This is a genomic window from Microbacterium testaceum StLB037 (genome assembly GCF_000202635.1).
Classification (GTDB): Bacteria; Actinomycetota; Actinomycetes; order Actinomycetales; family Microbacteriaceae; genus Microbacterium; species Microbacterium testaceum_F.
Genome location: NC_015125.1, coordinates 1,317,387 through 1,341,065, shown reverse-complemented (window position 1 = coordinate 1,341,065; position 23,679 = coordinate 1,317,387). Strand labels below are relative to the sequence as shown.

General features: G+C 70.6%; 25 protein-coding genes. 8 read left to right on the top strand and 17 right to left on the bottom strand.

Translation table 11 applies throughout. The features are described from left to right. Positions 1-161: 161 nt before the first annotated feature. The gene (locus MTES_RS06170; protein ID WP_013584357.1) at positions 162-869 is read right to left on the bottom strand and encodes an SDR family NAD(P)-dependent oxidoreductase; all 708 of its coding nucleotides are present in this window, start codon (positions 867-869) and stop codon (positions 162-164) included. Between the two features lie 119 nt (positions 870-988). Between MTES_RS06170 and MTES_RS06165 the strand changes: the two genes are divergently transcribed. Further along, the gene (locus tag MTES_RS06165) at positions 989-1,327 is read left to right on the top strand and encodes a hypothetical protein (protein ID WP_013584356.1); all 339 of its coding nucleotides are present in this window, start codon (positions 989-991) and stop codon (positions 1,325-1,327) included. A gap of 115 nt (positions 1,328-1,442) precedes the next feature. Here the strand turns inward: MTES_RS06165 and MTES_RS06160 are convergent, their stop codons facing one another. Then, positions 1,443-1,943, bottom strand: coding sequence for a hypothetical protein (locus MTES_RS06160; protein ID WP_013584355.1), 501 nt, complete (start codon positions 1,941-1,943; stop codon positions 1,443-1,445). A 159-nt stretch (positions 1,944-2,102) separates the two neighbouring features. On the opposite strand from MTES_RS06160, the gene MTES_RS19705 reads away from it, so the two are divergent. Both MTES_RS19705 and MTES_RS06150 read left to right on the top strand, forming a co-directional pair. Beyond that, positions 2,103-3,230: an alpha/beta hydrolase gene (locus MTES_RS19705; RefSeq protein WP_013584354.1), complete on the top strand. Its 1,128-nt coding sequence runs from the start codon at positions 2,103-2,105 to the stop codon at positions 3,228-3,230. 260 nt (positions 3,231-3,490) lie between these two features. Then, the gene (locus MTES_RS06150) at positions 3,491-4,867 is read left to right on the top strand and encodes an amidohydrolase family protein (protein WP_043362259.1); all 1,377 of its coding nucleotides are present in this window, start codon (positions 3,491-3,493) and stop codon (positions 4,865-4,867) included. A 101-nt stretch (positions 4,868-4,968) separates the two neighbouring features. Here MTES_RS06150 and MTES_RS18810 read toward each other — a convergent pair. Then, positions 4,969-5,863, bottom strand: a protein-coding gene (locus MTES_RS18810; RefSeq protein WP_099046917.1) for an IS5 family transposase whose coding sequence is annotated in 2 segments (ribosomal slippage) — positions 4,969-5,511 and positions 5,513-5,863 — 894 coding nt in all. Because the reading frame shifts where the segments join, the coding sequence is not laid out codon by codon here. Between the two features lie 327 nt (positions 5,864-6,190). Between MTES_RS18810 and MTES_RS06135 the strand changes: the two genes are divergently transcribed. Continuing rightward, positions 6,191-6,565, top strand: a complete 375-nt coding sequence (locus tag MTES_RS06135; RefSeq protein WP_013584351.1) for a hypothetical protein — start codon at positions 6,191-6,193, stop codon at positions 6,563-6,565. Between the two features lie 6 nt (positions 6,566-6,571). Then, positions 6,572-6,808: a hypothetical protein gene (locus MTES_RS06130; protein WP_013584350.1), complete on the top strand. Its 237-nt coding sequence runs from the start codon at positions 6,572-6,574 to the stop codon at positions 6,806-6,808. A 74-nt stretch (positions 6,809-6,882) separates the two neighbouring features. Here MTES_RS06130 and MTES_RS06125 read toward each other — a convergent pair whose 3' ends face one another. Beyond that, positions 6,883-7,248, bottom strand: coding sequence for a hypothetical protein (locus MTES_RS06125; RefSeq protein ID WP_148272822.1), 366 nt, complete (start codon positions 7,246-7,248; stop codon positions 6,883-6,885). Positions 7,249-7,473: 225 nt separating this feature from the next. Continuing rightward, positions 7,474-8,232, bottom strand: a complete 759-nt coding sequence (locus tag MTES_RS06120; protein ID WP_013584348.1) for an SDR family NAD(P)-dependent oxidoreductase — start codon at positions 8,230-8,232, stop codon at positions 7,474-7,476. Positions 8,233-8,299: 67 nt separating this feature from the next. Here MTES_RS06120 and MTES_RS06115 point away from each other — a divergent pair, with 67 nt between their 5' ends. Beyond that, positions 8,300-8,887: a TetR/AcrR family transcriptional regulator gene (locus tag MTES_RS06115; protein ID WP_013584347.1), complete on the top strand. Its 588-nt coding sequence runs from the start codon at positions 8,300-8,302 to the stop codon at positions 8,885-8,887. Between the two features lie 81 nt (positions 8,888-8,968). Beyond that, positions 8,969-9,157 (top strand): histidine ammonia-lyase, encoded by a 189-nt coding sequence (locus MTES_RS06110; RefSeq protein WP_148272821.1) that lies wholly within the window; start codon positions 8,969-8,971, stop codon positions 9,155-9,157. A 210-nt stretch (positions 9,158-9,367) separates the two neighbouring features. On the opposite strand, the gene MTES_RS06105 is transcribed toward MTES_RS06110, so the two are convergent. The 8 genes from MTES_RS06105 to MTES_RS06070 all read right to left on the bottom strand — a co-directional run bounded on the left by MTES_RS06105 (position 9,368) and on the right by MTES_RS06070 (position 18,372). Continuing rightward, the gene (locus MTES_RS06105; protein WP_158309749.1) at positions 9,368-10,579 is read right to left on the bottom strand and encodes an MFS transporter; all 1,212 of its coding nucleotides are present in this window, start codon (positions 10,577-10,579) and stop codon (positions 9,368-9,370) included. 427 nt (positions 10,580-11,006) lie between these two features. Continuing rightward, entirely contained in the window at positions 11,007-11,786 is a 780-nt protein-coding gene (locus MTES_RS06100; protein ID WP_043361105.1) for a creatininase family protein, read from the bottom strand. Continuing rightward, positions 11,783-13,114: an FAD-binding oxidoreductase gene (locus MTES_RS06095; protein ID WP_013584343.1), complete on the bottom strand. Its 1,332-nt coding sequence runs from the start codon at positions 13,112-13,114 to the stop codon at positions 11,783-11,785. The genes MTES_RS06100 and MTES_RS06095 overlap by 4 nt, the downstream gene beginning before the upstream one ends. A 343-nt stretch (positions 13,115-13,457) precedes the next feature. Beyond that, positions 13,458-14,636 (bottom strand): hypothetical protein, encoded by a 1,179-nt coding sequence (locus MTES_RS06090; RefSeq protein ID WP_013584341.1) that lies wholly within the window; start codon positions 14,634-14,636, stop codon positions 13,458-13,460. Positions 14,637-14,770: 134 nt separating this feature from the next. Then, entirely contained in the window at positions 14,771-15,661 is an 891-nt protein-coding gene (locus MTES_RS06085; RefSeq protein WP_013584340.1) for an ABC transporter permease, read from the bottom strand. Continuing rightward, entirely contained in the window at positions 15,658-16,434 is a 777-nt protein-coding gene (locus tag MTES_RS06080; protein WP_013584339.1) for an ABC transporter ATP-binding protein, read from the bottom strand. Before MTES_RS06080 ends, MTES_RS06085 begins: the two co-directional genes overlap by 4 nt. 25 nt (positions 16,435-16,459) lie before the next feature. Next, complete coding sequence (locus tag MTES_RS06075; RefSeq protein WP_013584338.1) at positions 16,460-17,725, bottom strand: amidohydrolase family protein; 1,266 nt, start codon at positions 17,723-17,725, stop codon at positions 16,460-16,462. Between the two features lie 305 nt (positions 17,726-18,030). Continuing rightward, positions 18,031-18,372 carry a 2Fe-2S iron-sulfur cluster-binding protein gene (locus MTES_RS06070; RefSeq protein ID WP_013584337.1) on the bottom strand — a complete coding sequence of 114 codons (342 nt, stop codon included), beginning with the start codon at positions 18,370-18,372 and terminating at the stop codon, positions 18,031-18,033. A gap of 264 nt (positions 18,373-18,636) precedes the next feature. On the opposite strand from MTES_RS06070, the gene MTES_RS19240 reads away from it, so the two are divergent. Then, a complete protein-coding gene (locus MTES_RS19240; RefSeq protein WP_148272819.1) occupies positions 18,637-19,719 on the top strand; it encodes a hypothetical protein in 1,083 nt (360 codons plus the stop codon). Positions 19,720-19,816: 97 nt separating this feature from the next. Here the strand turns inward: MTES_RS19240 and MTES_RS06060 are convergent, their stop codons facing one another. From MTES_RS06060 to MTES_RS06045, 4 genes are read right to left on the bottom strand one after another with little or no spacing between them, the layout of a single operon-like run. Continuing rightward, positions 19,817-20,764, bottom strand: a complete 948-nt coding sequence (locus MTES_RS06060) for a PDR/VanB family oxidoreductase (RefSeq protein WP_013584334.1) — start codon at positions 20,762-20,764, stop codon at positions 19,817-19,819. Then, a complete protein-coding gene (locus tag MTES_RS06055; protein ID WP_013584333.1) occupies positions 20,761-21,390 on the bottom strand; it encodes a helix-turn-helix domain-containing protein in 630 nt (209 codons plus the stop codon). The genes MTES_RS06060 and MTES_RS06055 overlap by 4 nt, the downstream gene beginning before the upstream one ends. Continuing rightward, positions 21,387-22,685, bottom strand: a complete 1,299-nt coding sequence (locus MTES_RS06050; protein WP_013584332.1) for an amidohydrolase family protein — start codon at positions 22,683-22,685, stop codon at positions 21,387-21,389. Before MTES_RS06050 ends, MTES_RS06055 begins: the two co-directional genes overlap by 4 nt. Next, positions 22,682-23,638: an XdhC family protein gene (locus MTES_RS06045; protein WP_013584331.1), complete on the bottom strand. Its 957-nt coding sequence runs from the start codon at positions 23,636-23,638 to the stop codon at positions 22,682-22,684. The genes MTES_RS06050 and MTES_RS06045 overlap by 4 nt, the downstream gene beginning before the upstream one ends. Between the last annotated feature and the right edge of the window lie 41 nt (positions 23,639-23,679).

The window sequence follows — 23,679 nt, the reverse complement described above, 5'->3', positions numbered from 1 at the left end:
CGTCACGCGCGGTCACACGCGGCCCGCTCGCGCCGGAGCCCCCGCGCCGCTGGTGTCGCGCGCGCGTCCCGCGCTCCGGAGTCCGAAGTCACTCCCGGCTGCGGGGAACCGATGATTGCTGCCCGGGCGGTGGATTCTCCGGAGCGCGGCACGACGCGCGCTCAGTGCATGACCATCCCGCCCGTGACGTTGATCGCCTGGCCGGTGAGGTAACTGCCCGCAGGGGAGGCGAGGAAGTGGGTGACACCGGCCACGTCCTCGGGGATGCCGAGCCGCCCCAGCGGCGACTTCGCGCTCCAGGCGGCCACGTCGGCCTCGGAGCGGGTGTCGGCGCCCATCTCGGTGAGCACGTACCCCGGGCAGACCGCGTTGACGGTGACGCCGTGGCATCCCCACTCCTGCGCGCCCGCGCGGGTCAGGGCGACGACCGCGGCCTTCGAGGCCGCGTAGTGCCCCTCGCCGCCGCCGCCCTGCTTCGCGGCCATGCTCGCGATGTTGACGATCGCGCCGCGGCGGGCATCGAGCATCGCCGGAGCGACGGCTTGCATGGTCACGAACGTGGCGCGCGCGTTGATGTCGAGGACGCGATCCCAGTCGTCGACGGTGATGTCGAGCAGCGACGCGTGCTGGAAGATCCCCGCGCAGTTCACGAGGACGTCCACGCCGCCGAGCGCCGCGATCGCCTCGCCGACGGCGCGGCGGGTGTCGAGCGGATCGCGCAGGTCCACGCCGACGAAGAGGGATCCCGACTCTGCGGCCGGTGCGCGACGATCCAGCACCGCGACGCGGGCGTCGTCGGCGAGGAAGCGTTCGACGATCGCGGCGCCGATGCCGCCGGCGCCTCCCGTGACGATGACGCGGTGGGACATGGTTTACCTCTCTCCGGGCGTCGGGTCGCCCTGCGGCGTCACGGTACGCCCGGCGTCCTACGGCGTCGCGACGGCGCTGTTTCGGTCGCGTAACGCCGCGATGTGGCTAGGGTGAGGCCATGAATCAGGCGGTCCGACCCGACGCCACGGCGCGGTCGGGCACGGGTGCGGCCGTGGGGAGCATCGCTCTCTCGCTGCTCGTCATCGCCGTACTGGCTCTCGGGTGGTCGGCGCTGATCGGGGTGCTGTTCCTCCTTGCCTGGGTGCCGGGGGGACTCGTCTTGTGGTTCCTGGTCCCCGTCGGGCTCACCACGCTGGCGATCCTGGCGGCGTTCTTCGCCGTCCGCTCGCGTCGTCTGGCACCCCGCATCGTCGCGGGTGCGGCGATCGTCTGTGCGTTGGCCTCGTTCGGCCTGCCGGTGATCGCCCAGATCATGTTCGCGCGGTCTTTCGGCTGATCGGGGGGTCTCGTCACCCCGGCCGCGCGGTGCGGTCGAGGACGGGTGGCCTCGCGCACGAGAGCGGACGCCGCCGGCCGCCGCCCCGCGAGCCCGGAAAACGTTCCGCGCCGCGTCATCCGGTGAGGGCCCGCCACACGGCGGCCAGGTCGACCTCGACCCGCGCGTCGGTGCCGCGCGACCGCCAGGCGTCGCGATCGAAGACGTAAGCCCGCTCGACGTCGAAGACGTACAGGCGCTTCGTCGGCACCGCGAGCACCGCCGCCACTTCCGCTTCGAGCGCCGCGGCGGGGCACGCGTCACGGGGGAGCCGCGCGGCCAGCACAGCCCGCACGGCCGGCTCGGTGGCATCCACCTCCCGCGCCGAGAACGCCAGCTGAACCCCGTCGGCGTCGACGATGGCCGCCGACGAGTCGTAGACGACCCCGGATGCCACCCCCGACCCCGCGATCGCCCGGGCGTGCCGCGAACCGAGGTCGGACTCCACGTACAGACCGCGGGGGAGGAGCCGGTACTGCGCGGCCGCGGTCCACGGCCCGTGGGCGTCGGAGGTTCCGATCACGACGAAGCGCTGCGCGGCCAGGATCGCCGCCGCCCGCTGTTCCGGAGAGCTCATGGCGCCATCGTGCGGGGCGCCTGAGACGCCGATGTTTCTCCGGCGTAACGCTTGGTCGTCGGCGCCGGGTCGTCGGCATCCGCAGGCCTACGCTCGGGGCATCACCGCCCAGAGCCGCCCCAACGCGCGGCATCCCGAACGCCCACCGGAAGGACCCCCGTGACCGACGCCGTGCACCCGGCCATCACCGACCCCCACGTGCGGGCGCACCTCGCGCGCCTCGCGGCGCAGGCGGGGACCATCCCCTCGGGAGCCACGGATGCCGACGGCGACGACGCCGCGCGGATCGCCGAGCTGCGGGCCAACCCGTCGTGGGTGCGCGTACCCGACGACGAGGTGATCGAGTCGATCGACCTGGATGCCGACGGTCTCGCGCTGCGGCTGTATCGGCCCCGCGCGTGCCACCGCGGAACCCTCGTCTTCGCCCACGGCGGCGGCTGGGTGGCCGGCGACCTCGACAACAACGACGCGCTTTGTCGGGCGCTCGCCGCCGCGACCGGCGCGCAGGTGCTCAGCGTCGACTACCGGCTGGCACCGGAGCATCCCTTCCCGGCCGGCCTCGACGACCTCGATCGCGCGCTGCTTTTCGCCGCTTCCGGCGCGGGAGGACTGGTCGACCCCGCCCTCCTGGGCGTCGCGGGCCACAGCGCGGGCGGCAACCTCGCGGCCGCGCTGGCTCTGCGGTCGCGTGAGGGGCGGGCTCCCGGCATCCGGTGTCAGGTTCTGCTGTGTCCGGTACTCGACGCCCCCGACCCGACCCGGCGGAGCTACCGCGCGCACACCGAGAATCTGCCGCTGACCGCGAAGGGGATGCAGTGGTACTGGCGATTGTATGTGCAGGATGCCGGGGAGGCGGGGTCGCGACCCGCGCGGGCGGGGGTGCGCTCGGTGGCGGTGCCCGCGGCGGCGGTGCCTGCGCGCGTTGCGGGCGTTGCGCGTGTTGAGGCTGCGGCGGTGCCCGCGGCTGACGCGGGCGTTGCGCGAGTCGTGCCGGTTGAGGCCGTGGCGGTGCCCGCGCGCGTTGTGCCGGTCGTGCCGGTCGAGGCCGCGCCGCTGCGCGCACCGGACCTGGGAGGGTCCGCCCCGGCGGTGATCGTCGCGGCGAGCGTCGACCCGCTCTCGGACGAAGCGGAGGAGTACGCCGGGCGGTTGGCGGCATCCGGAGTCCCCGTTGAATTCGTGCGTCGCGAGGGCGTGCCGCACCTGTTCCTGGTGTTTCCGTCGACGCCCGCGCGCGACGAGGTGCTCGCCGCGGTCGCGCCGGCGGTGCGCGCGGCTTTCGCCTGATCGGCGCGCACCCTTGTCCCACTTGTGGTGGGTGGGGCGGTGGCTGACTCGCGATTCTGGGACACGCACCGCCATAAGTGGGACGAGGGGGTCGCTGCGCCGGCGTGCTCGACCCTTGTCCCGCTTGTGGTGGGTGGGGCGGTGTCTAACTGGCTGTTTCAGGGACATGCACCGCCATAAGTGGGACGAGAGGCTCCCCGCAAACAGCCCGCCCCACGCCCGGAACACCGCGGAAACACGCCATTGTTACCGTGATCAACATGTCGCTCCTGGTCACGAACGCACGGCTCATCACGGTCCCCGCGGGCACCGACGACCCCGGCTACATCGAGCGCGGATACCTCCTCGTGCAGGACGGCCGCATCGCCGCGATCGGCGCCGGCGACCCCGCCCCGGGTGTCACCGCCGACGAGATCCTCGACGTCGACGGCAAGTTCGTCGCCCCCGGCTTCGTCTCGTCCCACAGCCACCTCTTCACGAGCGGCTCGCGCGGACTCGGCGTCGACCAGACGCTCTACGGCTGGTGTACCTCGATGTTCAGCGTGCTCAACAACGCCTCACCCGACCAGATCTACTGGGCGACGCTGCACGGCTCGCTCGACTTCCTCGCCAACGGCGTGACCACGGCCTACAACTTCACCGACCCGCTCCTGCCCTGGGAGCCGATGGTCGACGGCAAGCGAGCCGACGGTGGCGGCATCCTGCGGGATCACGCCTGGCACACCCGACAGGCGGACGGATGCCACGACGCGGGGCTCCGCTTCGTCGACTCCATCGCCCTCGATGCCACCGTCGGCACCGACGACGAGATCTTCGCCCGGTTCGAGGCATCCCTCGATCACGTCCTGGCCATGGACCCCGACATCGCCCTCGGCGCCTCGATCATGGGGCAGGTGCAGTGGTCGACGAGGCCGGACGCCGCCGAGATCGAGGTCGCCGTCATGGACCGCTTCGGTGTCACGAACCAGGCGCACTTCCTCGAGACGTACGAGGCCATCGAGCACCAGCAGACGAAGTTCCAGCTCTACAAGAACGCCGGAGCCCTGCGCCCCGGCATGATGTTCGGGCACTTCATCCAGACGACGCCCGAGATCATCGCGGATGCCGCCGCCGGCGGCGCCAGTATGTCGTGGCAGCCGGCATCCAACGGGCGTCTGGCATCCGGCATCGCGCATGTGCCCGAGATGCTCGAGCAGGGCATGAAGGTCGGCATGGGTCTCGACGACCAGGCCTGCACCGACGTCGCCGACCCGTGGCAGAACATGCGCATGGGCATGTTCATGCAGCGCGCCCGCACCCACGACCCGCTGTCGATGATGCCCGAGCGGGTCCTGCGCCTGCACACCCTCGGGGGCGCGGAGATCATGGGCGTCGACGACCGCGTCGGCAGCCTCGAGGTGGGCAAGTTCGCCGACTTCGTGGTGGTCGACCCGCGGCTGCCCGACGTCGGACCGCTGTGGAACCCCGTGCGCAGCTACGTCCTCGCGTGCGGCCTGCGCAATCTGCAGCAGGTCTACGTCGGCGGCAAGCTCGTGAACGACCGCGGTGTTTCGACGAACCCGCTGGCCGAGGAGGCATCGCGGGTGCTGCACGAGGAGCTGCCCGCGCTCGCGGAGGAGTTCGGCGTCATCCTCTGACCCCGAGGCGTCGTGCAACGGAGGTGGCTGAGCTTGTCGAAGCCTCCGGGCGCGGCTGCTGGTCCCTTCGACAGGCTCAGGAGCCTCGGGTCCGGCCCGAACTAGGGCGTGTCTTGTAAATGGCGTAGCCAGGCGATGACGGCGTTGAGGACGACCGCGGCGCGGTAGACGATTGCCAGCTTGTCGTAGCGGGTAGCGAGGCCTCGCCATTGTTTGACTCGGCAGAAGCCGCGTTCGATGACGTTGCGGTTGCGGTAGTCGACCGGGTTGTAGGAGACGGGGCGTCCGCCTCGGGATCCGCGCCGTTTCCGGTGGCCTTGCTGGTCGCGGGGCTCCGGGATCACTGCTTCGATGCCACGGCTGCGAAGGTGGGCGCGGATCGCTCGGGATGAGTACGCCTTGTCGCCGCGCACTCGATCGGGTCGGGTGCGCGGGCGTCCGACCGGCCGGGTGACGCGGAGTTCGGCCAGCAGGGGCAGCAGCATCGGCGAGTCGCCCGCTTGTCCGGGGGTGACCAATGTCACCAAGGGCAGTCCATGACCGTCGACGAGCTGGTGAATCTTCGTGGACAGGCCTCCGCGGGAGCGACCGAAGCCGTGGTCAGGCGGCTCGAGTCGCGGATTCGTGTAATTCGACGAAGCCCCCCGTAACCCGGGAGATGTTCGTCGCGTGCTGGTGGGCGCGCGCAATCGTGGAGTCCACTGACACCGACCAGTCCACCGCGCCAGCGGTGTCCGCAGCGCTGACCAGTCGGTCGAGCACGACGTCCCAGGTGCCATCGGCCGCGAGACGGCGATGCCAAGCCCACACCGTCTGCCACGGCCCGAACGTCCGCGGCAGATCCCGCCAGGCTATCCCGGTCCGGTACCGGTAAACGATGCCCTCGACCATCGTCCGCGCGTCCGCGAACGGACGCCCCTTCCTACCCGTAGGCCCAGGGAGAAGATCAGCGATCAACACGAACTGATCATCCGAGAGCAACACGAAACGCGACACCCTGCCAGCATCTCAGCCAACACACCGACCAATTACAAGACACGCCCTAGGTCCGCACGTCGGTGATGTCTAGCCACCCTGTCGGCCCGCGCTGCATCAGTGGTGACACAAGAGCGCACAGGTGACTGTCGTTCACTTGGAGTGCGCGATTGGGCGACCTCCATGGTGAGATTTCGCGCCTCTCGGCACCAGCACGGCGCTTCTTCACGACGATGGGCGAACGCGCGGCGAGAAGCTCCGCGACGGGAGCGGGTATGCGCTCCATTTCCCAGGCAGGAGCCATGTATGAGTCGAGTTCGTTTCTTCCGGCCGAGGTTGCGGAGAGTGATGATCAGCGGCGCCCTGGTCGTGGCAGCGCTGGCTGGTCTGCAGGTGCCGGGCGCGGCGCAGGCAAGCGACTGTCGATGGATTTTCTGCGGCACGGTCAAGAACGCCAGCACCTCGCAGTTCTCCATCCTGGTCGGAGCGAACTGGAGCACTTCAGCTGGCCGCCCTACGGGCGTGACATCGACACTTCGGCCTGGCCAGTCGTCCCGAGACTCCATGAAGGACGCCGATGGGTATCTTCTCGCCAGAGGCGTCTGTGCGTGGTTCTATGGTGCGGGCGGCACCACGCAAGCCAGGAACTATCTCAAGGGAGACGGCGGCTGGCACAAGATCGGCGACGACTTCGCCTTCACTCTGAACACCTATAAGTGCTGAGGCATCGTGAAAGACAAACTTCTGCTCTTCCTTTTGCTGGCGCTGTCGTTCGCGGTCGGGACACTGCTCAGCCTGACGCTACCCTTCATCGTGCTCTCTGCGCTCGGCACTGATGCCCCCGATGTCACGCCCTACGTGGCCGCGGTGTTGGCTACTCTTGTCGCGGCTGGACACGCCTCAGTTGCCATCAGAATCATTCGCCCGAAACGAGTGAAGATCGTCAGCGCCGCGCCCCACCGCTGAGCTCGCCGGTCGTTGCCGCTACCCACCCACAGGGACCGTTCGCCCCTAGCTGATCCGCCCGCTGGAAGAGGAACTCAGAACTCGGCCCGCACCTCGGCGACGTCACCCAGTTCGTCGCGGAGTCGGGCGACGAGCTCTCCGCCCTCGGTGAGCCATCGGTCCAGGTCGGGGAGCTCCTCGGTGGGGTTCCGATTCTGCCAGTGCTCGTTCCATGCCTCGAGAGCGTCTTGCAGCTCGGACGAGAGGGGCAGGGCATCGCGCTCGAACGGGTAGTTTTCGGTGAAGTTCTCCCAGAGGGGGAGGCCGCTGATCCACTCCGGGAAGACGCGGATGAGGCGCCGACCGTCCTCGACCCGTGGGGGCGTGGTGGACCTGAGGGATCGGTCCTGCCAGCTCCAGTGAGCCAAGCGCGATCGTTGCTCCTCGGTCTCGGGGTCCACGAAGACCACGCTACGGGTCGCACGTTCGTCGCCGCGCGGGTCCGGTCCCTTCGACAGGCTCAGGGACCTCGCTCGCGCGCGTGGCGGAGGTGGCTGAGCCTGTCGAAGCCACCGGGCGAGCGCCCCGCGGAGGTCGCTGAGCCTGTCGAAGCGTCCGGGCGAGCGCGCGGCGCAGGTGGCTGAGCCTGTCGAAGCCACCGGGCGAGCGCGCGGCGGCGGAGTGCGTCAGATCGCCGACCATCCCCCGTCGCTCGGCAGCAGCACACCGTTGACGTTGGCCGAGTCGTCGCTCAGCAGCCAGGTGATGGCGGCGGCGAGATGCTCGGGCTGCGCCACGGGCGGCACGACGACCTGCAGAAGCGGGCCGACGCGTCCGGCGGCGTACTCGCTGCCCATCGGGGCCTCGATGTTCGTCGCGACCGCTCCCGGGGCGACGGCGTTCGCGCGGATGCCCTGGGGTCCGTGGAAGAACGCGACGCTCTTCGTGAATCCCGCGATCGCGTGCTTCGACGACGTGTAGGCCGCGCCGGCCGTCGAGCCGCGCAGCGCCGCTTCCGAGGCGACGTTGACGATGGCTCCCTCGCCCACGGCGATCATCAGGGGCAGCACCGCCCGCGTCAGGCGCATCGGCCCGGTGAGGTTGACGCTCATGACCCGGTCCCACGTGGCGTCGTCCACCTCGCTCGGCGGGAGGAAGGCATCCATGATCCCGGCGACGTTCGCGAGGCCGTCGACGCGCTCTCCCGCGGCGTCGAGGATCGCCGCGATGGTCTCGGGCGCGGAGACGTCGCCCACGACCGTCTCGACCGCGAGGCCGCTCAACTCCTCGCGCAGGGCATCGAGTCGCGGGGCGACGACGTCTGTTGCGATCACGCGCCCTCCTTCGTGCGCGATGCGCGTCGCCGTGGCGCGTCCGATACCGGACCCGGCACCTGTGACGATGATGGTCTTGCCTGCGAATCGTGCGACGGTCGACGCGGTCATGTTTTTCTCCTTCGTGAGGGCGCGGGTGCGCCACTCACGTTTTAGCACTCAGTGCCGAAAGGTGTCTATGGAACGTCCGAACGAACGTCCCGCGGGGAGGCCGCGCACGATCGATCCCGGTCGCGTCTCTCTCGTCGCGCTCCGCCTCTTCGACGAGCGCGGGTTCGACGCCGTGTCGATGGACGAGGTCGCCACCGCGGCGGGCGTGAGTCGGCGCTCGCTGTTCCGGCTCTTCCCGACCAAGGCCGCCCTCGTCTGGGACGGGCTCGAGGAGTCGTCCGATCGCTTCCGCACCTCCCTGGCCGCCAGCGCCGAGGACGAGCCGGTCTGGGAGGTGATCCGCCGCGCCTTCGAGGCCGGTGCGACCATCCCCGCGGAGTCCATCGAGGTCACGCGCCACCGGCTCCGCGTGATCCGCGCGAACCCGTCGATCCAGCAGGTCGGTGCCCCGACGATCGGGATGATGACGGATGCCGCGGCACGATTTGCCGTGGAACGGTCGGGCTCCTCACCGGACGACCTCTCGATCCTGGTGCGCGTGCACGCGCTGATGGCGGCGGTCAATGCGTCCCTCGCCTGGTGGGCGCTGCACGGAGGGACGGAAGCCCCGCAGAGCGTGGTCCGCCGCGCGCTCCGCGAGGTCGCACCGCACTGAGCCGCCCCCGCGTCTCGTAAGGTGTGGGCATCTCGCGAACGAAGGGGGAGCGCGGTGGGGCTCACATTTCCAAACGGTTCGGTGTCGCTGACGACGGCGGAGGGGGAGACGGTCCTCCTCCGGATCTGCGACCTGTGCGGGGCGGGCGTCCTCGACGCCGCCGACACGGATCTCGCGTTCCACAAGCGGTGGCACCGCCTGACCGGCTCCGGAAACTGGGTCGACCCGGCGACCGGCCGGGTCCACAGTCTGGATGTCTCGGCGGGCTGACGCGCACGCCCGGCCGAACGGCAGAGGTGGCTGAGCGTGTCGAAGCCTCCTCGCGCGGCTGCGGGGTGCGGTCGCTTCGACGGGCTCAGGGACCTGGGCTGTGCGCGGTGGCTGGGGTGCGGTCCCTTCGACGGGCTCAGGGACCTCGGCGGCGGCAGGGGGCCCGGGCCGTGCGCGGTGGCTGAGCGTGTCGAAGCCTCCGCCCCGCCGCTACCGCCGACCCACCCGCACCAGCGCCTCGCCCACCGCGGCGATCACCGCCGCCAGAGCCAGCGACACCGCGATCGTGACCAGGGCGGTCGCCGGGCCCGTGGCATCCAGGGCCGCTCCCGCGATCACGCCGCCGATCGGTACCCCGAGCGACATCGCGGCCGTCGGGTAGGCGAGCGTCTCCGTGACGCGTCCCTTCGGGGCGCGCGCCGAGGCGACCAGGATGCCGGAGACCATCACCGGCGACACGGCCAAGCCCAGCAGCAGGATCACGCCGAACAGCACGGGCACCGAGCTCTGCGCGAACGGGAGTCCCACCGCGACCACCGCGGCCAGCGCTGCGAAGCCGATGTAGCGCGCGGCGGGAGACAGCTTCCACGCGCGCGCCCCCGTGACGACGGAGCCGATCGCGATCGCCACGGCCAGAGCGCTGAACGCCGGCCCCGCGAGCCAGGGCCGCCCGCCGACCTCCGCCCAGCCGACGAGGCTCACGTCGAAGGCACCGAAGACACCACCCAGCGCGATGCATGCCAGAGCGACCGGTACGACCCCGGCGGGCGGCAGGACGAGCCCGGTCCGCGGTCCGCGCGGCGAGGCCACGGGCTGCGTCCCGCGCTGTGCCGCGAGCCACACGCCGCCGATCACCCCGAGCCCGAGCGAGCCGAGCATCGCCACCGCGGGGTCGACGGCCGCGGCGACCGCCGTGATGGCGGGCGGACCCGCGATGAACACCATCTGATCGGCGATCGTCTCGAGCGCGAGGGCGGCGGTGCGCTGCGATTCCGGCGCGAGCACCGTCCACCGCGCACGCACGGCCGAGGTGAGGTCGGGGGTCGCGGCGCCGGTGACGAAGGCGGCGACGAGCCACGTCCAGAACGGCGCCCCGGTCAGCACCAGGGCGAGCAGACCGGATGCCGCGAGCACGAGGCATCCGAGAGAGATCAGGATGACGCGGGCCTGGCCGTGCCGATCCATCCGCGACGACCACAGGGGCGCCGCGACCGCCATGCCGCCGACGAGCGGGGCGACGACGAGGCCCGCCGAGGCGAAGCTGCCGGTCGTGGCGGACACCAGCAGGATGATGCCGAGCGAGAGGGTCGCGCGCGGGAATCGGGCGAGGATACCCGCGGCGACGAAGGTCCGCGCGCCGGGCAGGCGCAGCACCTGCCCGTAGGCCCGGACCCCCTGCGCGGGTTCGGCGGCCACGCTCACGCGCGCACCGCCGAGTCCGTGGCATCCGGAGTCGAATCCGGCCCGGGCGAAGCACAACCCCTGCACGATTCCCGGTCTCGGGGGGTCTGCCGCTGCCGCACTTCGGGCGAGAATTCGCAGGAGTTGTGCCGCACCGGCCGCGTACCGGCGGCGGCACCGATCTCGGCGGGCTTCTGCCTTCCGGGTGCAGAACTCCTGCAAAGACCCGGGGTCGCGCCCCCGGGACGCATCCTGGTGCGCATTCTGCAGGAGTTGTGCTGCCTGCCACCGAGAACCGCCGCGTCGGGGAGCGGCGCGCACGTGAACGCGGGGTGGGGCGCCAACCCGCTCGTCCGCGGCGCACAACTCCTGCACGACGCACCCACGACAGCCGGTCCGGTGCCGCACGGCCGAATCTGCAGGAGTCGTGCTGCGCGCCGCGCCACCATCACGCGGTGTAGTCGAATCGGCTGATCTCCTCGAGCGCCTCGACCACGAACGACACGCTGTCCTCGAACATGCGCGCCCCTGCCTCGGCGTTGGCGCCGGTCGGGTCGCCCAGTACGCCGGTGGGGCCGAAGTCGTTCGACAGCCATCCGAAGGTCACCGGCTTGCCGTTGAAGCCGATGTGCCGGAAGTCGCCGATGTGCGCGGGCACCGTGGCGTGGAAGGTCGACGGATCGACGAGCTCGGGGCGCAGGTGCATGATCATGCTCGTCTCGCCGTAGCCGGCGTGGATGCCGGTGCCGTGCTCGTCGGGCGTGCCGTCGGTGCCGTCGAACGAGGGCACGCGCGCGGCGGGCATGAAGAACGTGCGCAGGCCGAAGCGGCGACGCAGCTCGCGGTTCGCGACGTTCAGCAGCGCGACGTTGCCGCCGTGGCCGTTGAGGAACACGAGCGTCCGAGCGCGCGTGGTGAGGATCGAGCGCCCGATGTCGACGACGGTCTGCAGCATCGTCTCGGGCGTCAGCCACAGCGTCCCCGGTGCCCACGAGTGCTCGTCCGACTTCGTGATCGACAGGGTCGGCAACTGCCAGACGTCCAGCCCCATCGCCGCGGCCCGCGCGACGGCGGCCGTCGCCGAGGCCTCGGCCACGATGGCATCCGTCGCCAAAGGAAGGTGCGGACCGTGGTGCTCGATCGCGCCCGTGGGGAGCACGAGGATCGAGTCCTCGGTGAGGGCTTCCGCGGCGGCGGGACCGCTCAGCTCGGCGAGAAGACGGGTCATGAGATGATCGCTCCCTTGCGCGCGCCGGTGTAGTCGGGGTTGAGCTTGCCGGGGTTCAGGAGGCCGTTCGGGTCGGTCGCGCGGGCCGTCTCGATGGTCTGCTCGACGTTGAAGTCGACGTTCCACTGGTGCGGGTTGTGCACGCCGACGCCGATCGCGTTGAGTTCCGCGATGCCGCGGTACACGTCTTCTTCGCTGACGTAGGGAGCGGCGAGCATCCCGATCGGGAACGCTTTCGTCGACTCGACGTGGAGCTTGCCGCCGGGGAAAACCGCCTCGACGGCCTCGATGTCCTCGGCCAGCGGCGCGCCGGCGACCTCGAGGTGGAACACCTCGTGCGGCTGGCTCTTCTGGTACCACTCGATCGGGTGGTTGTAGCTCAGCATCGACAGGCGGATGCTGGCCTGCGGCCCCTCGCGCACCGCCTCGACGCGGCCGCCCGCGCCCTCGATGATCGCCGTCACGGTATCGACCTGGGTGGCATCCAGGATCACGCGAAGACTGGAACGTCCCTCGGGGATGGCCTCGTCGGCGGGGAGGGATGCCGAGATCTCAGGCCCGTCTCCCGAGACCAGGCGCGGCGACGGGTCGAGGTTGCCGATGGTCTGCACCACCGACAGGGTGCCCGCGAAGTCGGGGAAGCTCGCCCAGAGCCCCCGCCATTCGCGCAGCGGCTCGAGGCGGACGGTCGCGCGGACGATGACGCCCGCGGTGCCGTAGTTGTGCACGTATCTCTGGGCCTCGTCGCCCTCGACGTGGTGGATCTCGTCGCTGCCGTCGGCGTGGACGACGTCGAGCGCGGCGACGAAGCCGCGGTCGTTGGAGCCGTACGCGATCGAGCCCGTTCCGCCGGAGCCGCCCGAGAGGAAGCCGCCGATCGTGGACTGCGCGGTCGAGGGGTACATCCACAGCGCCTGGCCCGCGGCCCACGCCGCCTGCTCGAGCAGCACCATCGGGGTGCCCGCTTCGGCGGTGATGAAGCCGTCGCCGACCTCGACGATGGCCTTCGCGCGCGTGGTGTCGATCACGAGGCCGCCCTGCATCGGGATGGCTTGGCCGTAGTTGCCGGTTCCCTTGCCCCGCACGGTGATTGGGACCCCGTGACGGGATGCCGCGGCCACGGCCGTGGCGATCTGCTCGGCGCTCGCGGCGAAGACGACGAGGTCGGCCAGCCCGAGCGGCAGCTGCGCCGCGATGATCGGCGACATCGGGGAACCGTCGACGCTGGCGCGTTCGCGCACGCGCGGTTCGGTGCTGACGGCGGCGGGGCCGAGGAGGTCGAGAAGTTCGTCCTCGAGGGAGAGGACGCGGGTGGCGGTGTCGCTCATGGTGGTTCTCCGGGTGGAACGGGTTGCGGGGAGGGGGTTCCGGTCCCTTCGACAGGCTCAGGGACCTGGGTTCGGGCTCAGGGATCTCGGCTGCGGCCGTGCGGCGGGTTCCGGTCCCTTCGACAGGCTCAGGGACCTCGGTTCGGTCAGGGATCTCGGTTCGGTCAGGGACCCGAGCTGCGGCCGTGCGGCGGGTTCCGGCCCCTTCGACAGGCTCAGGGACCTGGGTTCGGGCTCGGGGATCTCGGTTCGGGCTCAGGGACCTGGGCCGCGAGGAGGTGGCTGAGCCTGTCGAAGCCACCGGCGCGGCCCGGCCCGCGCGAGGCGGACCGGGCCGAGGCGGTCAGAACGAGATCGAGGTGTCGATGAACTCGTTCGTGTACAGGTCCTTCGCGGTCTCCCCCGACGCCGGCGGGGTGCCCAGGTCGGTGTAGACCTTGGCCGCCTTCGTGTAGAAGTCCGAGAAGCGGGTGTCGTCGAAGTTGCCGTAGGTGGAGTCGGGGCCGTCGCCGACGAGGCCGAGGTCGACCTGCGTCTTGACCGAATAGTCCGCGACGCCCTGGGTGTAGGTCCAGCCGGTGGCGTACTCGTCGACCAGCTTGAGGATCAGGTCGTTCGCCGCCTTCGGGTCCTTGTAGTACGCCACGCCCGCCTTCTGCAGCACGGGGACGAGCTTCGACAGGCAGGGCGACAGCTCGTCGAATTTGTCCTTCTTCACGGACATCGACGACTGGTAGGTCTGCCATCCCGCGTCGTGGATGAGGGCGAACTTGACCGGCTTGCCCCAAGCCGAGACCTCGTTCTGGTAGACGTACGGCTCAGCGGAGGCGAAGCCCTGCTGCATGTCCTTGCCGCCTGCGGCGACGAAGTTCGACGGGGTGCCGTCGTAGGAGCCGTCGAGGATCGAGCTGTTCGCGAGGCCCGCGCTCTTCAGGTACTCGATGTACGCCGAGCCGTCGAAGTAGCGCCACACGCCGCCGTTCTTCTCCAGCGCGGGGGCGACGTCCTGGATGGTCTTCACGTCGGGGTAGGTCGCGGGGTCCCACATGACCATGGTCGGGCTGATGTCGAGCGGAGCGAACACGGCCTTGGTGGGCGTGGTGGCCGAGAGCTGGATCGCCTCATCCGTGCTGACGTAGCCGAGGGTGATCTTGTCGTCCTGGTACATCTGCGCCGACACGGTCTGGAAGCCGATGGCGGGGCCACCGGCGCGGATCTCGAGGTTCACGCCGGTGTATTCACCGTCCGCCATGAGGGGACCGGTGACCGCCTTGGTGTTGGCGTCGATCGTGTAGTCGTCCTTGATCATCTCGTAGAGGTGACCGTGTTCGGCCTCGGGGTTCCAGTCGGTCTGGACGACGATCGTCGAGGGGCAGTCGGCCGAGAGGTCGACCGAGCCGATCGGCATGTCGGTCGCCGGCGCCGCCTGGTCCGCGGCGCTTCCCGCGCACGAGGTGAGCGTGAGGGCGATCGCGAAGGCACCGGTGGCGGCGGTGGCGCGAAGGAGAGTGGAGCGCTGCATGCTGGGTCGCTTTCTGTGACGTGATGGAGCTCGGGTGCGGAAGGTGGAGCAGGTGCAGGGGTGTTTCGGGTACGCCGGATGCCGCCTCCTCGCGCGCGATGCGGCGGGGAGGCCGTGGCATCCGGGGGTCTGGGTCAGCGCGTGCTGTCGTACCAGCGGCCGACGGCCACCTTCGACAGCCAGCCGAAGAAGGCGAAGATCGCCACGCCGAGGAGGCAGGCCGCGAGGATGGCGGCGAACAGCTCGGCGCTCTGCAGGCGCGACTGGTAGTTGGAGATGAGCGAGCCGATGCCCGGCTCGCCGCGGCGGAAGAAGTAGTCGCCGACGATCGCGCCGATGACCGAGAGCCCGGCCGAGGTCCGCATGCCGACGAAGATCGACGGGAGGGCCGCGGGGAGGGTGAGCTTGGTGAGCACCGTCCACTTGTCGGCCTTCTGCAGACGGAAGAGCTCGCGCTGCGACTTGTCGACCGACTGCAGGCCGAACAGGGTGTTCGAGACCATCGGGAACAGCGCGATCAGGACGCAGACGATCACGCGGGCGAGGAACTCGTAGCCGAACCAGAACCCGACGAGCGGGACCAGGGCGAGGATCGGGATGCACTGGAGCATCACGGCGTACGCGTACGTCGATCGCTCGACCCAGCGGGCCAGCGACATCGCGATGGCCCAGCCGATGCCGATCACCATCGCGATGGCGAGGCCGGTGAGGGCGACGCCCGTGGTGCGGAACAGGGCGATCCAGATGTCGGAGCCGACCTGCGGGTTGAAGAAGCCCTGCGTGAACATCTCGTGGGGCATGGGCATGAGGAAGCCCTTGCCCGAGGCGCTCAGCGCGATCGACACCCCGTACCAGGCGCCGAGCAGCACGATCAGGACGCCGAGCGGCGGAAGGATCGATGCGGCGCGTGCCCCGAAGCCGCGGCGACGCGCGGGCGTGCGCGGCTTCGGCGGAGTGGGCGGAGGAGTGGATGCCGTGGGCTCGGGCGACAGGGAGACGACCGGCTCTGCAGACGTGGTGCTCATGAGTGTCCTTCCCGAAGGGCGTGGGAGACCTCGCCGACGAGCTTCGCGTACTCGGCCGTGTAGCGGATCTCGGGATCGCGGGGCATGTCGAAGGGGATCTCGAAGGTGTCGACGAGGCGACCGGGGCGACCCGACATCACGACGACCTTGGTGGAGAGGTAGATGGCCTCGGAGACCGAATGGGTGATGAAGAGGCCGCCGAACTTCTGCTCGACGAAGATCTTCAGCAGCTCGTCGTTCAGACGCTCGCGGGTGATCTCGTCGAGAGCGCCGAACGGCTCGTCGAAGAGAAAGAGCTCGGGGTCGAGGGTGAGCGAGCGGGCGAGCGAGGCGCGCATCTTCATGCCGCCCGACATCTGCTTGGGGAGGTGCTTCTCGAAGCCCGTCAGGCCCACGAGGTCGATCGCCCACTTCGCCTTCGGCGTGCGGACGCGCTTCGGCTGCCAGTTCAGCTCGGCGAGCAGCTCGACGTTGGATTGCACGTCGCGCCAGGGCAGGAGCGTCGCGTCCTGGAAGACGTAGCCGATGCGGTCGGTGTTGACCGTCGCGGTGCCCTCGCTCGCGGTCTCGAGCCCCGACGCGATACGGAGCAGCGTCGACTTGCCGCAGCCCGAGGGGCCGACGACGCTGACGAACTCGCCGCGTCCGACGGTGAGGTCGACGCCGGAGAGGGCGGTGGTGCCGTTGGGGAACGTCATGGCGACGTTGCGGAAGTCCAGCAGGGGCGCGGTGGGGTCCGCGATGTCTGCGGGAGCGGGAGAGGCCAAGGTCACGGGAGCGCTCACTTTCCGGTCGGGTTCAGGGAGTCGTCGCGGGTGCGGCGGCGCGGGCGGATTCGGTGGGGCGGGGAGTCGCCGTCTCGGTCGAGACGGTGGTGCGGCTGACCAGGCGACCGCGGTGGATGACGACGCGATCAGCGGACGCGAAAGCCACGGCCTCGCCGAGCGAGTCGGCGCGGATCGCGACGAGATCGGCGCGGGCACCCGGCACGGGACCGGCGACGGGCAGCCCCATCACGTCGCGCGCGCCGACGGTCACGGCATCCATCGCCTCCGTCGGGGCGAGGTGCCCCGCCGAGACGAGGAGCGACGCCGTCTCGAGGTGGTCGCAGCGCCCGACGGGATTGAAGGGGTCGCGGACGTTGTCGGCTCCCGCGGCGACGCGGACACCGGCGGCCTTGAGGCGGCCGATCGGCGCGATGCCGCGGGGCACGGCGTGCTCGGCATCCCATCCCTGCAGGTACAGGTTGGTGATGGGCAGGGCGATCACGCCGATGTCGGCGGCGCGGATCTCATCGGCCAGCTCGGCGAGGTCGGCGGCGGGCATCATGCTGAGACGCACGCAGTGGCCCGCGCTGCGGGGGCGGTGCCAGCCGGTGACCGCGCGAGCGTAGGTCGCGAGGGTGTCGGCCCCGGCGAGGCTCTCGTCGGTGTGCAGGTCGAGACCGACGTCGCGGCGGCGGGCGATCGCGAGGAGGCGCTCGAGGTCGGCGATCGGGTCGTCGGCGAGGTGCGGTGCCCCGCCGACGAGGTCGACGCCTGCGTCGAGCGCGGCCTCGAAGACGTCGTCGGTGATGGTGGGCCCGCCGAGCGCGACGAGCTCGATGTCCATGAGGCCCTCAAGCTCGTCGCGCAGGCGGAGCATCGCCCGCACGCCCGTGAGCGGGTCGTCGCCGCGCAGGAGGTCGACGTGCGTGCGCACGGACGTGATCCCGGATGCCAGCATCCGCAGCGCCGTGGCCCGTGCGCGCCCGAGCGTCTCGTCCTCGTCGAGCGTGACGGCGAAGGCGTGCCAGCTCTCGATCGCGCGCTCGAGGTCGCCGAACGGGGGTTGGATGGCATCCCACGAGAGGGCCTTGTCGAGGTGCGCGTGCGGCTCGGCCCCGGCCGCGGTCACGAGGTAGCCGGAGAGGTCGAGCGTCTCGCCGTCGGTGTCGGGGAGGGGGCTTCCGGCCGGAACCACCGCGAGCACCTCGTCGCCGTCGAGCGCGATGTCGACGAGCGCGCCCGAGGGCAGGCGCGCACCGCGGAGCGCGGCGAGGGAGACGGGTGGAGCGGCAGACACGGAGCCTCCGAGGAGTCGGGTAGACGGTCGTCGAGACGGGAGCCACGGCATCGGGGCGGGTCGCCGGGGGCGGCCGGCCAGTGTTGGTGTGACCAACATCCGGCGATGTTCCGATGCTAGGAACCGCGCGTTTCCGCTGTATTTCCTCGGCGTGACCCTCGTGACAAACCTTTCGCGGCGCTCCGCGGGCACCGCCGCGCACCGTCACGAGAACAGGGGATGCGACCGAAACAGGCCGTCGTGCGAAGGGCCGGCCTGTTTCGGTGGCATCCCCTGTTCCGGTGACGGCAGGGCCGCCGCTCGCGTCAGAGCTCGAGCGTGATCCGCCCGCACGCCGCGCGCGAGACGCACACCATCATCGAGCGGTTGGCATCCTGCTCCTCCGGCGAGAGCACGGAGTCGCGGTGCTCGACCTCGCCGTCGATGACCGCGACCTCGCACGTGCCGCAGGTGCCGACGCGGCAGCTCGAGGGGACGACCGCGCCGGCCTCCTCGACGACATCGAGGATCGAGCGCTCGGGCGGGACCGTCACGGTCAGGCCCGACATCATGAGGTCGACCTCGAACGGCTCCGTCCAGACCGGAGGGCCGAGCACCTTCGCCTCGAAGCGCTCGAGGTGCAGGCTTCCGCGCGGCCATCCGGCCATCGCCGGGCGGCGCCGCGGTCGGAGTGGCTCCGCCAGAATCCGCCCGTTGAGGTGCGCACGCGAAGGCTCAGTATTCGTCGGGCCAGACAGGTCGCGGACGCGCTATCTTCGACCCACGCATCAACTACGTACAGGGGAAAGAAAATGTCCGATGTTCTCCGCTCTGCGTCGTCCTCTCCTCCCTCGGAAATGTGGTGGGCCCGCTTTGGCACGTTTGTCCTGGGTCTTGGTTCGTCGGACAGCACTACGCCTCGCGAGGACATAATGACGGCCCTCAAAAAGGACAGTCGGGTGACTAGTGTTCGAACTGGGCCGCCAAATGACTATTGGGACGAAGACCAGATCTTTTACCCCATCTCAGTAAGCGAAGACGATCACCTGCTCAGCGGCGCTGATCACATACACGCGAGGCGCTTCGGTGGAGCAATCGCGTTCACGGTACATGTTCCTGCAAAAAATCAACCGCGAATCCACGGTGAAGGCGCTCGCGCGGATGAATACGAAGCGACCTGGGGTGGTTGGACGGCCGTCGTGGCTTGGCGCCGCTCCGAAAGCGACCGGTACGCGCCGTCTGCTGCGGGGCAAGTCGTAGTTGACATATTGCGAGACGCGCTCGAACCTCTGGGGCATACGCTGCTCGTTCAGGCGTGTAGTCCGGTGTGCGAGCATCTCTTCGGCCACCGTGACATGCGTGTTTCGGTGTGGTCCGGCCCGTCTCTCGATTTCGATATTGACTTTGATAAGCCCGTAGGCATGGAACCGGTGGACGTCCGAATCCGCGGAAACATTGCGCCAGAAATGGTTTCCGTCCTTGTCGGTAGTGAAGTCTTCAGTCCGGGTGCCGCTTTCGCGCGCATCAAAAATGGATCGCGCCGCGTCCTGAACATCGAGCAGTCCCTCCGCTCCAAAACAGCAACGCTACTTCTCATGGACTACGCTACGGTGGAGCGCGCTGATGTCGGTGCTTGGAGAACAGTTGGGCACGCATTGCAGGACGTGTGGAGCTTCATGCGGGGAAAGGGGCGCGGGCGTCCTGTGCGGAGGATCATCTCCGAGATTTGGCTGCAGATGGCGGCAATTGAGTCACTGCAGCGAATGGTCGCCGACGCCAGACGCGATTATCAGGATGCCTCCTCGGAGTTCGCTACCCCGGAGCTCTTCGACGGTGACCTCAAGGACGATGAGGCGGGAGTAGCGAGCATTGACACTGGCTTCGCGCGTTCCGCCATTGAGAACAAGTCTGCCCGAATGGAGCATCGCGGAGTTGTAGGCGCGACAGTTGCAGCTGCGGTAATCGGGTCTGGAATTGGTGCCGCAATAGGTGGCCTCGTTACGTCGGGTGGCTAACCTTCTCCCGCAGAGTAAATCTCTTCGCCGCAGACGAAGGACCCCGCTCGACTATCCCCTAGCGAACTACGGTTACGTTGAAAGTCGTTCGTTGCCGTCAGAGCTCGAGCGTGATCCGCCCGCACGCCGCGCGCGAGACGCACACCATCATCGAGCGGTTGGCATCCTGCTCCTCCGGCGAGAGCACGGAGTCGCGGTGCTCGACCTCGCCGTCGATGACCGCGACCTCGCACGTGCCGCAGGTGCCGACGCGGCAGCTCGAGGGGACGACCGCGCCGGCCTCCTCGACGACATCGAGGATCGAGCGCTCGGGCGGGACCGTCACGGTCAGGCCCGACATCATGAGGTCGACCTCGAACGGCTCGGACCACACCGGCGGGCCCAGCACCTTCGCCTCGAAGCGCTCGAGGTGCAGGCTTCCTCGGGGCCAGCCCGACATCGCCTCCTCCAGGGCTTCGAGCAGGCGCGCGGGGCCGCACGAGTACACGACCGTGCGGGAAACCGGTGTGCCGAAGCGAGCAGACAGATCGAGGCGGTCGCCCTCGTCGGCCGCGAAGACCTCGACGCGCTCGCCGTAGCGCTCGATCAGCTCATCGACGAAGGCCATCGTGCGCCGCGAGCGCCCCGCGTACAGCAGCGCCCAGGTCGCTCCCGCGGCCTCGGCCGCCTCGATCATCGGCACGATCGGCGTGATGCCGATGCCGCCCGCGACGAACACGTACGAGCGTCCCGCGGTGGGGGCGAAGAGGAAGTGGTTGGCGGGTCCGCGCACCCGCAGCGTCGCACCGACGTGGGCGTTGTCGTGCAGCCAGACCGAGCCCTCGCGCTCGCGGAGCACGCCGATGCGCCACGTGCCGCGCTCGCTCGGCGACCCGCACAGCGAGTACTGCCGCTCGATGCCTCCGGGCAGCACGACGTCGATGTGCGCGCCGGGCGACCAGTGCGGCAGCGTGCCGCCCGCGCGCTCGAGGTCGAGCACCACCACGCCGTCGGCGGCTTCCCGCCGCTCCCGCACGATGGCGTCGAAGGTCATTCCCCCGCTCATGTGTCTCCCTGGGGTGTGTCGTCCACCGAGCCGTGCACGAGTTCCTTGACGATCAGCAGCCGGTACGGCGATCCGTCCGGCGAGTGCCAGCGGTGCGGAGTGCCGGAGCGGCAGTAGACCGAGTCGCCCACCGAGAGCCGCCGTTCGCCGAAGAGTCCGAACGAGATCACGATCGTCCCCTCGAGCACGGTGAGGAACTCGTCCTCCTCGTGCACGTAATGGTCGCCCGCCTCGGCGTTCGACCCCGAGAACTCGAGGGGCTCGAACCGTCGCGGTCCGTCCGCGAGCAGGCGCGCGGTGCCCTCGGCGTACGGCCCGATCGCGCCCTCGTCGGCGAGCACGAACGACGGCTCCGCGTCCGCGTCGGCGCGGCGCGGTTCCGAGGCCGCGATCAGCTCGACCCGGCTCGTGCCGAGGGCTCGCGCGAGACGTTCGAGGCTCGCCATGCTCGGCCGCGCGAGGCCGCGCTCGAGCTGGCTGAGGAAGGGGTGCGACAGCGCGGCGGCCTCCGCGAGCTGCGTGAGGGTGAGCCCGCGGGCCTTGCGGAGTCCCCGCACGCGCGCCCCGAGCCTTTCGTCACCGGTGGGGGAGTCATCGACCGACGTCGCAGGAGCCATGGTCGTCATCGTCCCACCCTCTCGAACAGCCGCGCGACGATCTCGTCCTCGTCGGCGGAGACCAGGCGCCCCTCGTCGACGACGACCCGTCCCCGCACGACGACCGTGCGTGGGCGACGCCCGGGCGACGCCCACAGGAGTCCCGCCACGGGGTCGGCGACACCGGCATCCGCCACTCCCGATACGTCCCACAGACAGATGTCGGCGGCGGCTCCCGGGGTCAGACGTCCCAGTTCCGACCGCCCCAGACCGTCCGCAGAGCCCGCGGTCGCCAGGGACAGGACCTCGGATGCCGGCAGCTGCGGCCCCACGAGAGCCGAGACCTGCATCGCCAGGCGCGCGTCCGCGAGCAGGTGTCCCGCGTCGTTGCTGCCCCCGCCGCTCGTTCCGAGGCCCACGGCGATGTCCGCGTCGAGCAGTCGGCGGACCGGAGCGACGCCCCAGCCCATCGGCACGTCGCAGCCCGGTGCATGGGTGGCGGAGGCCCCGGATGCCGCGACCCGGGCGATCTCGTCGTCGGTCACGTCGCACAGGTGCGCGAGCGTCACGTCGGGGGAGAGCCAGCCCCACTCCTCGAGGAGGTCGAGCGGACGCGCGCCGTAGCGCTCGACCGCGATCTCGACGTCGACGACCTCGTTGGCCTGGGTCCGCCGGCGCAGGCCGTGTTCCCGCGCGACCTCACCCAGCAGCTCGAACGTCTCGCGGGGGTCGCTGTGCACCCCGGCGGGTCCGACGGCGACCTGCAGCATCCCGTCCTCCGAGACCCCGCCCGGCGCACCCGGGACCAGCGCCCGCACGATCGCGTCGGCCGAGGCCGCCGCCTCCTGGGGGTCGTCGCGCGCGGCTCCCCGGACGAACACGAGGCGCGCGCCGAGCCCGGCGGCTGCCTCCGCCGCGGCCCGCGCCATACCCACGGTGTCGGCGCCGCTCGGCCAGGTGAGGTGGTGATCGGCGACGGTGGTGACGCCGCTCAGCAGGGCTTCGGCCAGTCCCGCGCGCGCGGCGAGACCGGTCAGCTCGGGGTCGACCCCCGCGGCCGTGTAGGCCGCCGCCATCGCCGGCAGCCACTCCCGCATCGGGATGCCGCGGGTGCCGGGCAGCGTCCGGAACGCCGTCTGCAGCAGGTGGTGGTGGGCGTTCACGAGACCCGCGGTGACGACGCAGCCCGTGGCCTCCACGACCGTCGCCCCCGCGGGAGCGGCACCCTCGACGATCACGCCGTCGACGCACACGACGTCGTCCGTGTGCACGCGTCCGGTGCCGTCGACCACCGCGACCGCGCCGCGCACCACGAGAGCGTTCACGCGCTCCTCACCGCGCACGCGTCGTCCCTCTGCCGCAGGGGACCGCGTCCATCGCGGAGCGGTCTCGCGTCGGCGGAGTTCCGGGATGCCACGATCTCGGCGATCACCGACAGCGCCGTCTCCTCCGGGGTGGCGCCGCCGAGGTCGAGGCCGAGAGGGGAGTGCAGGCGCGAGAGCTCGGCATCCGTGACTCCGGCGGAGCGCAGGAGCATCGCGCGCCGCGCGACCGTCGCGCGTGCTCCCATCGCCCCGACGAAGCCGACGGGCATCCGCAGGGCGGTGCGCAGCGCGGGGACATCGAGGCGCTCGTCGTGCGTGAGCACGCACACCGCGGTGCGGGCGTCGGGCGAGTCGAGGGTGGCGAGGTAGTCGTGGGGGGCCGCGACGACGAGCTCGGTGGCATCCGGGAACCGTTCGCGCGTGACCAGAAGCGCCCAGTCGTCGCAGACGGTCACGGCGAAGCCCGCGGCGGCGCCGAGGCGGCAGAGGGCGGCGGCGTGCTCGCCCGCTCCGAGCACGATCAGCCGCGGCAGGGCCGGTCGGTGCAGTTCGAGCGGCTCGCCGTCGAGGTCGAGGCGGAGCGTCGCCTCCCGGCCGGCGCGGGCGTCCCCCAAGGCCGCCCGCACCGCGGCGCCGTCGATCGGGTACGCCACCACGTCCACCGCCCCGCCGCACGCGAGTCCCGCGGCGATCGGGGTGACGACGCCGTCGTCCGAGAATCCGAAGCGCGCGCGCCGCACGGCGCCCGTGCGCAGGGCGTCGAGTCCGAGCATCACGGCGTCGCTCTCGACGCAGCCGCCCGAGATCGAGCCGATCACGCGGGCATCGCGCGTGACGGCCAGCGTGGCCCCCACGCCGCGCGGTGCGCTGCGGACGACGGCGGTGACCGTGACCGCGGCGACGGGCACTCCCGCGTCGAGCAGCGGCACCAGGTCGGCGGCCAGATCGAGCATGGACGCGACGGTAGTCGGGGCGTGTTTCGCGCACGCTACGC

Excerpts from the sequence above, each read along its gene's own strand:
- MTES_RS06170 (WP_013584357.1), bottom strand. The coding sequence starts at position 869 with ATGTCCCACCGCGTCATCGTCACGGGAGGCGCCGGCGGCATCGGCGCC.
- MTES_RS06135 (WP_013584351.1), top strand. The coding sequence starts at position 6,191 with ATGATCAGCGGCGCCCTGGTCGTGGCAGCGCTGGCTGGTCTGCAGGTG.
- MTES_RS06055 (WP_013584333.1), bottom strand. The coding sequence starts at position 21,390 with ATGACGACCATGGCTCCTGCGACGTCGGTCGATGACTCCCCCACCGGT.
- MTES_RS06060 (WP_013584334.1), bottom strand. The coding sequence starts at position 20,764 with ATGAGCGGGGGAATGACCTTCGACGCCATCGTGCGGGAGCGGCGGGAA.
- MTES_RS06120 (WP_013584348.1), bottom strand. The coding sequence starts at position 8,232 with ATGACCGCGTCGACCGTCGCACGATTCGCAGGCAAGACCATCATCGTC.
- MTES_RS06100 (WP_043361105.1), bottom strand. The coding sequence starts at position 11,786 with ATGACCCGTCTTCTCGCCGAGCTGAGCGGTCCCGCCGCCGCGGAAGCC.
- MTES_RS06165 (WP_013584356.1), top strand. The coding sequence starts at position 989 with ATGAATCAGGCGGTCCGACCCGACGCCACGGCGCGGTCGGGCACGGGT.
- MTES_RS06085 (WP_013584340.1), bottom strand. The coding sequence starts at position 15,661 with ATGAGCACCACGTCTGCAGAGCCGGTCGTCTCCCTGTCGCCCGAGCCC.
- MTES_RS06045 (WP_013584331.1), bottom strand. The coding sequence starts at position 23,638 with ATGCTCGATCTGGCCGCCGACCTGGTGCCGCTGCTCGACGCGGGAGTG.
- MTES_RS06095 (WP_013584343.1), bottom strand. The coding sequence starts at position 13,114 with ATGAGCGACACCGCCACCCGCGTCCTCTCCCTCGAGGACGAACTTCTC.
- MTES_RS06070 (WP_013584337.1), bottom strand. The coding sequence starts at position 18,372 with ATGGCCGGATGGCCGCGCGGAAGCCTGCACCTCGAGCGCTTCGAGGCG.
- MTES_RS06150 (WP_043362259.1), top strand. The coding sequence starts at position 3,491 with ATGTCGCTCCTGGTCACGAACGCACGGCTCATCACGGTCCCCGCGGGC.
- MTES_RS06160 (WP_013584355.1), bottom strand. The coding sequence starts at position 1,943 with ATGAGCTCTCCGGAACAGCGGGCGGCGGCGATCCTGGCCGCGCAGCGC.
- MTES_RS06115 (WP_013584347.1), top strand. The coding sequence starts at position 8,300 with ATGGAACGTCCGAACGAACGTCCCGCGGGGAGGCCGCGCACGATCGAT.
- MTES_RS06090 (WP_013584341.1), bottom strand. The coding sequence starts at position 14,636 with ATGCAGCGCTCCACTCTCCTTCGCGCCACCGCCGCCACCGGTGCCTTC.
- MTES_RS19240 (WP_148272819.1), top strand. The coding sequence starts at position 18,637 with ATGACGGCCCTCAAAAAGGACAGTCGGGTGACTAGTGTTCGAACTGGG.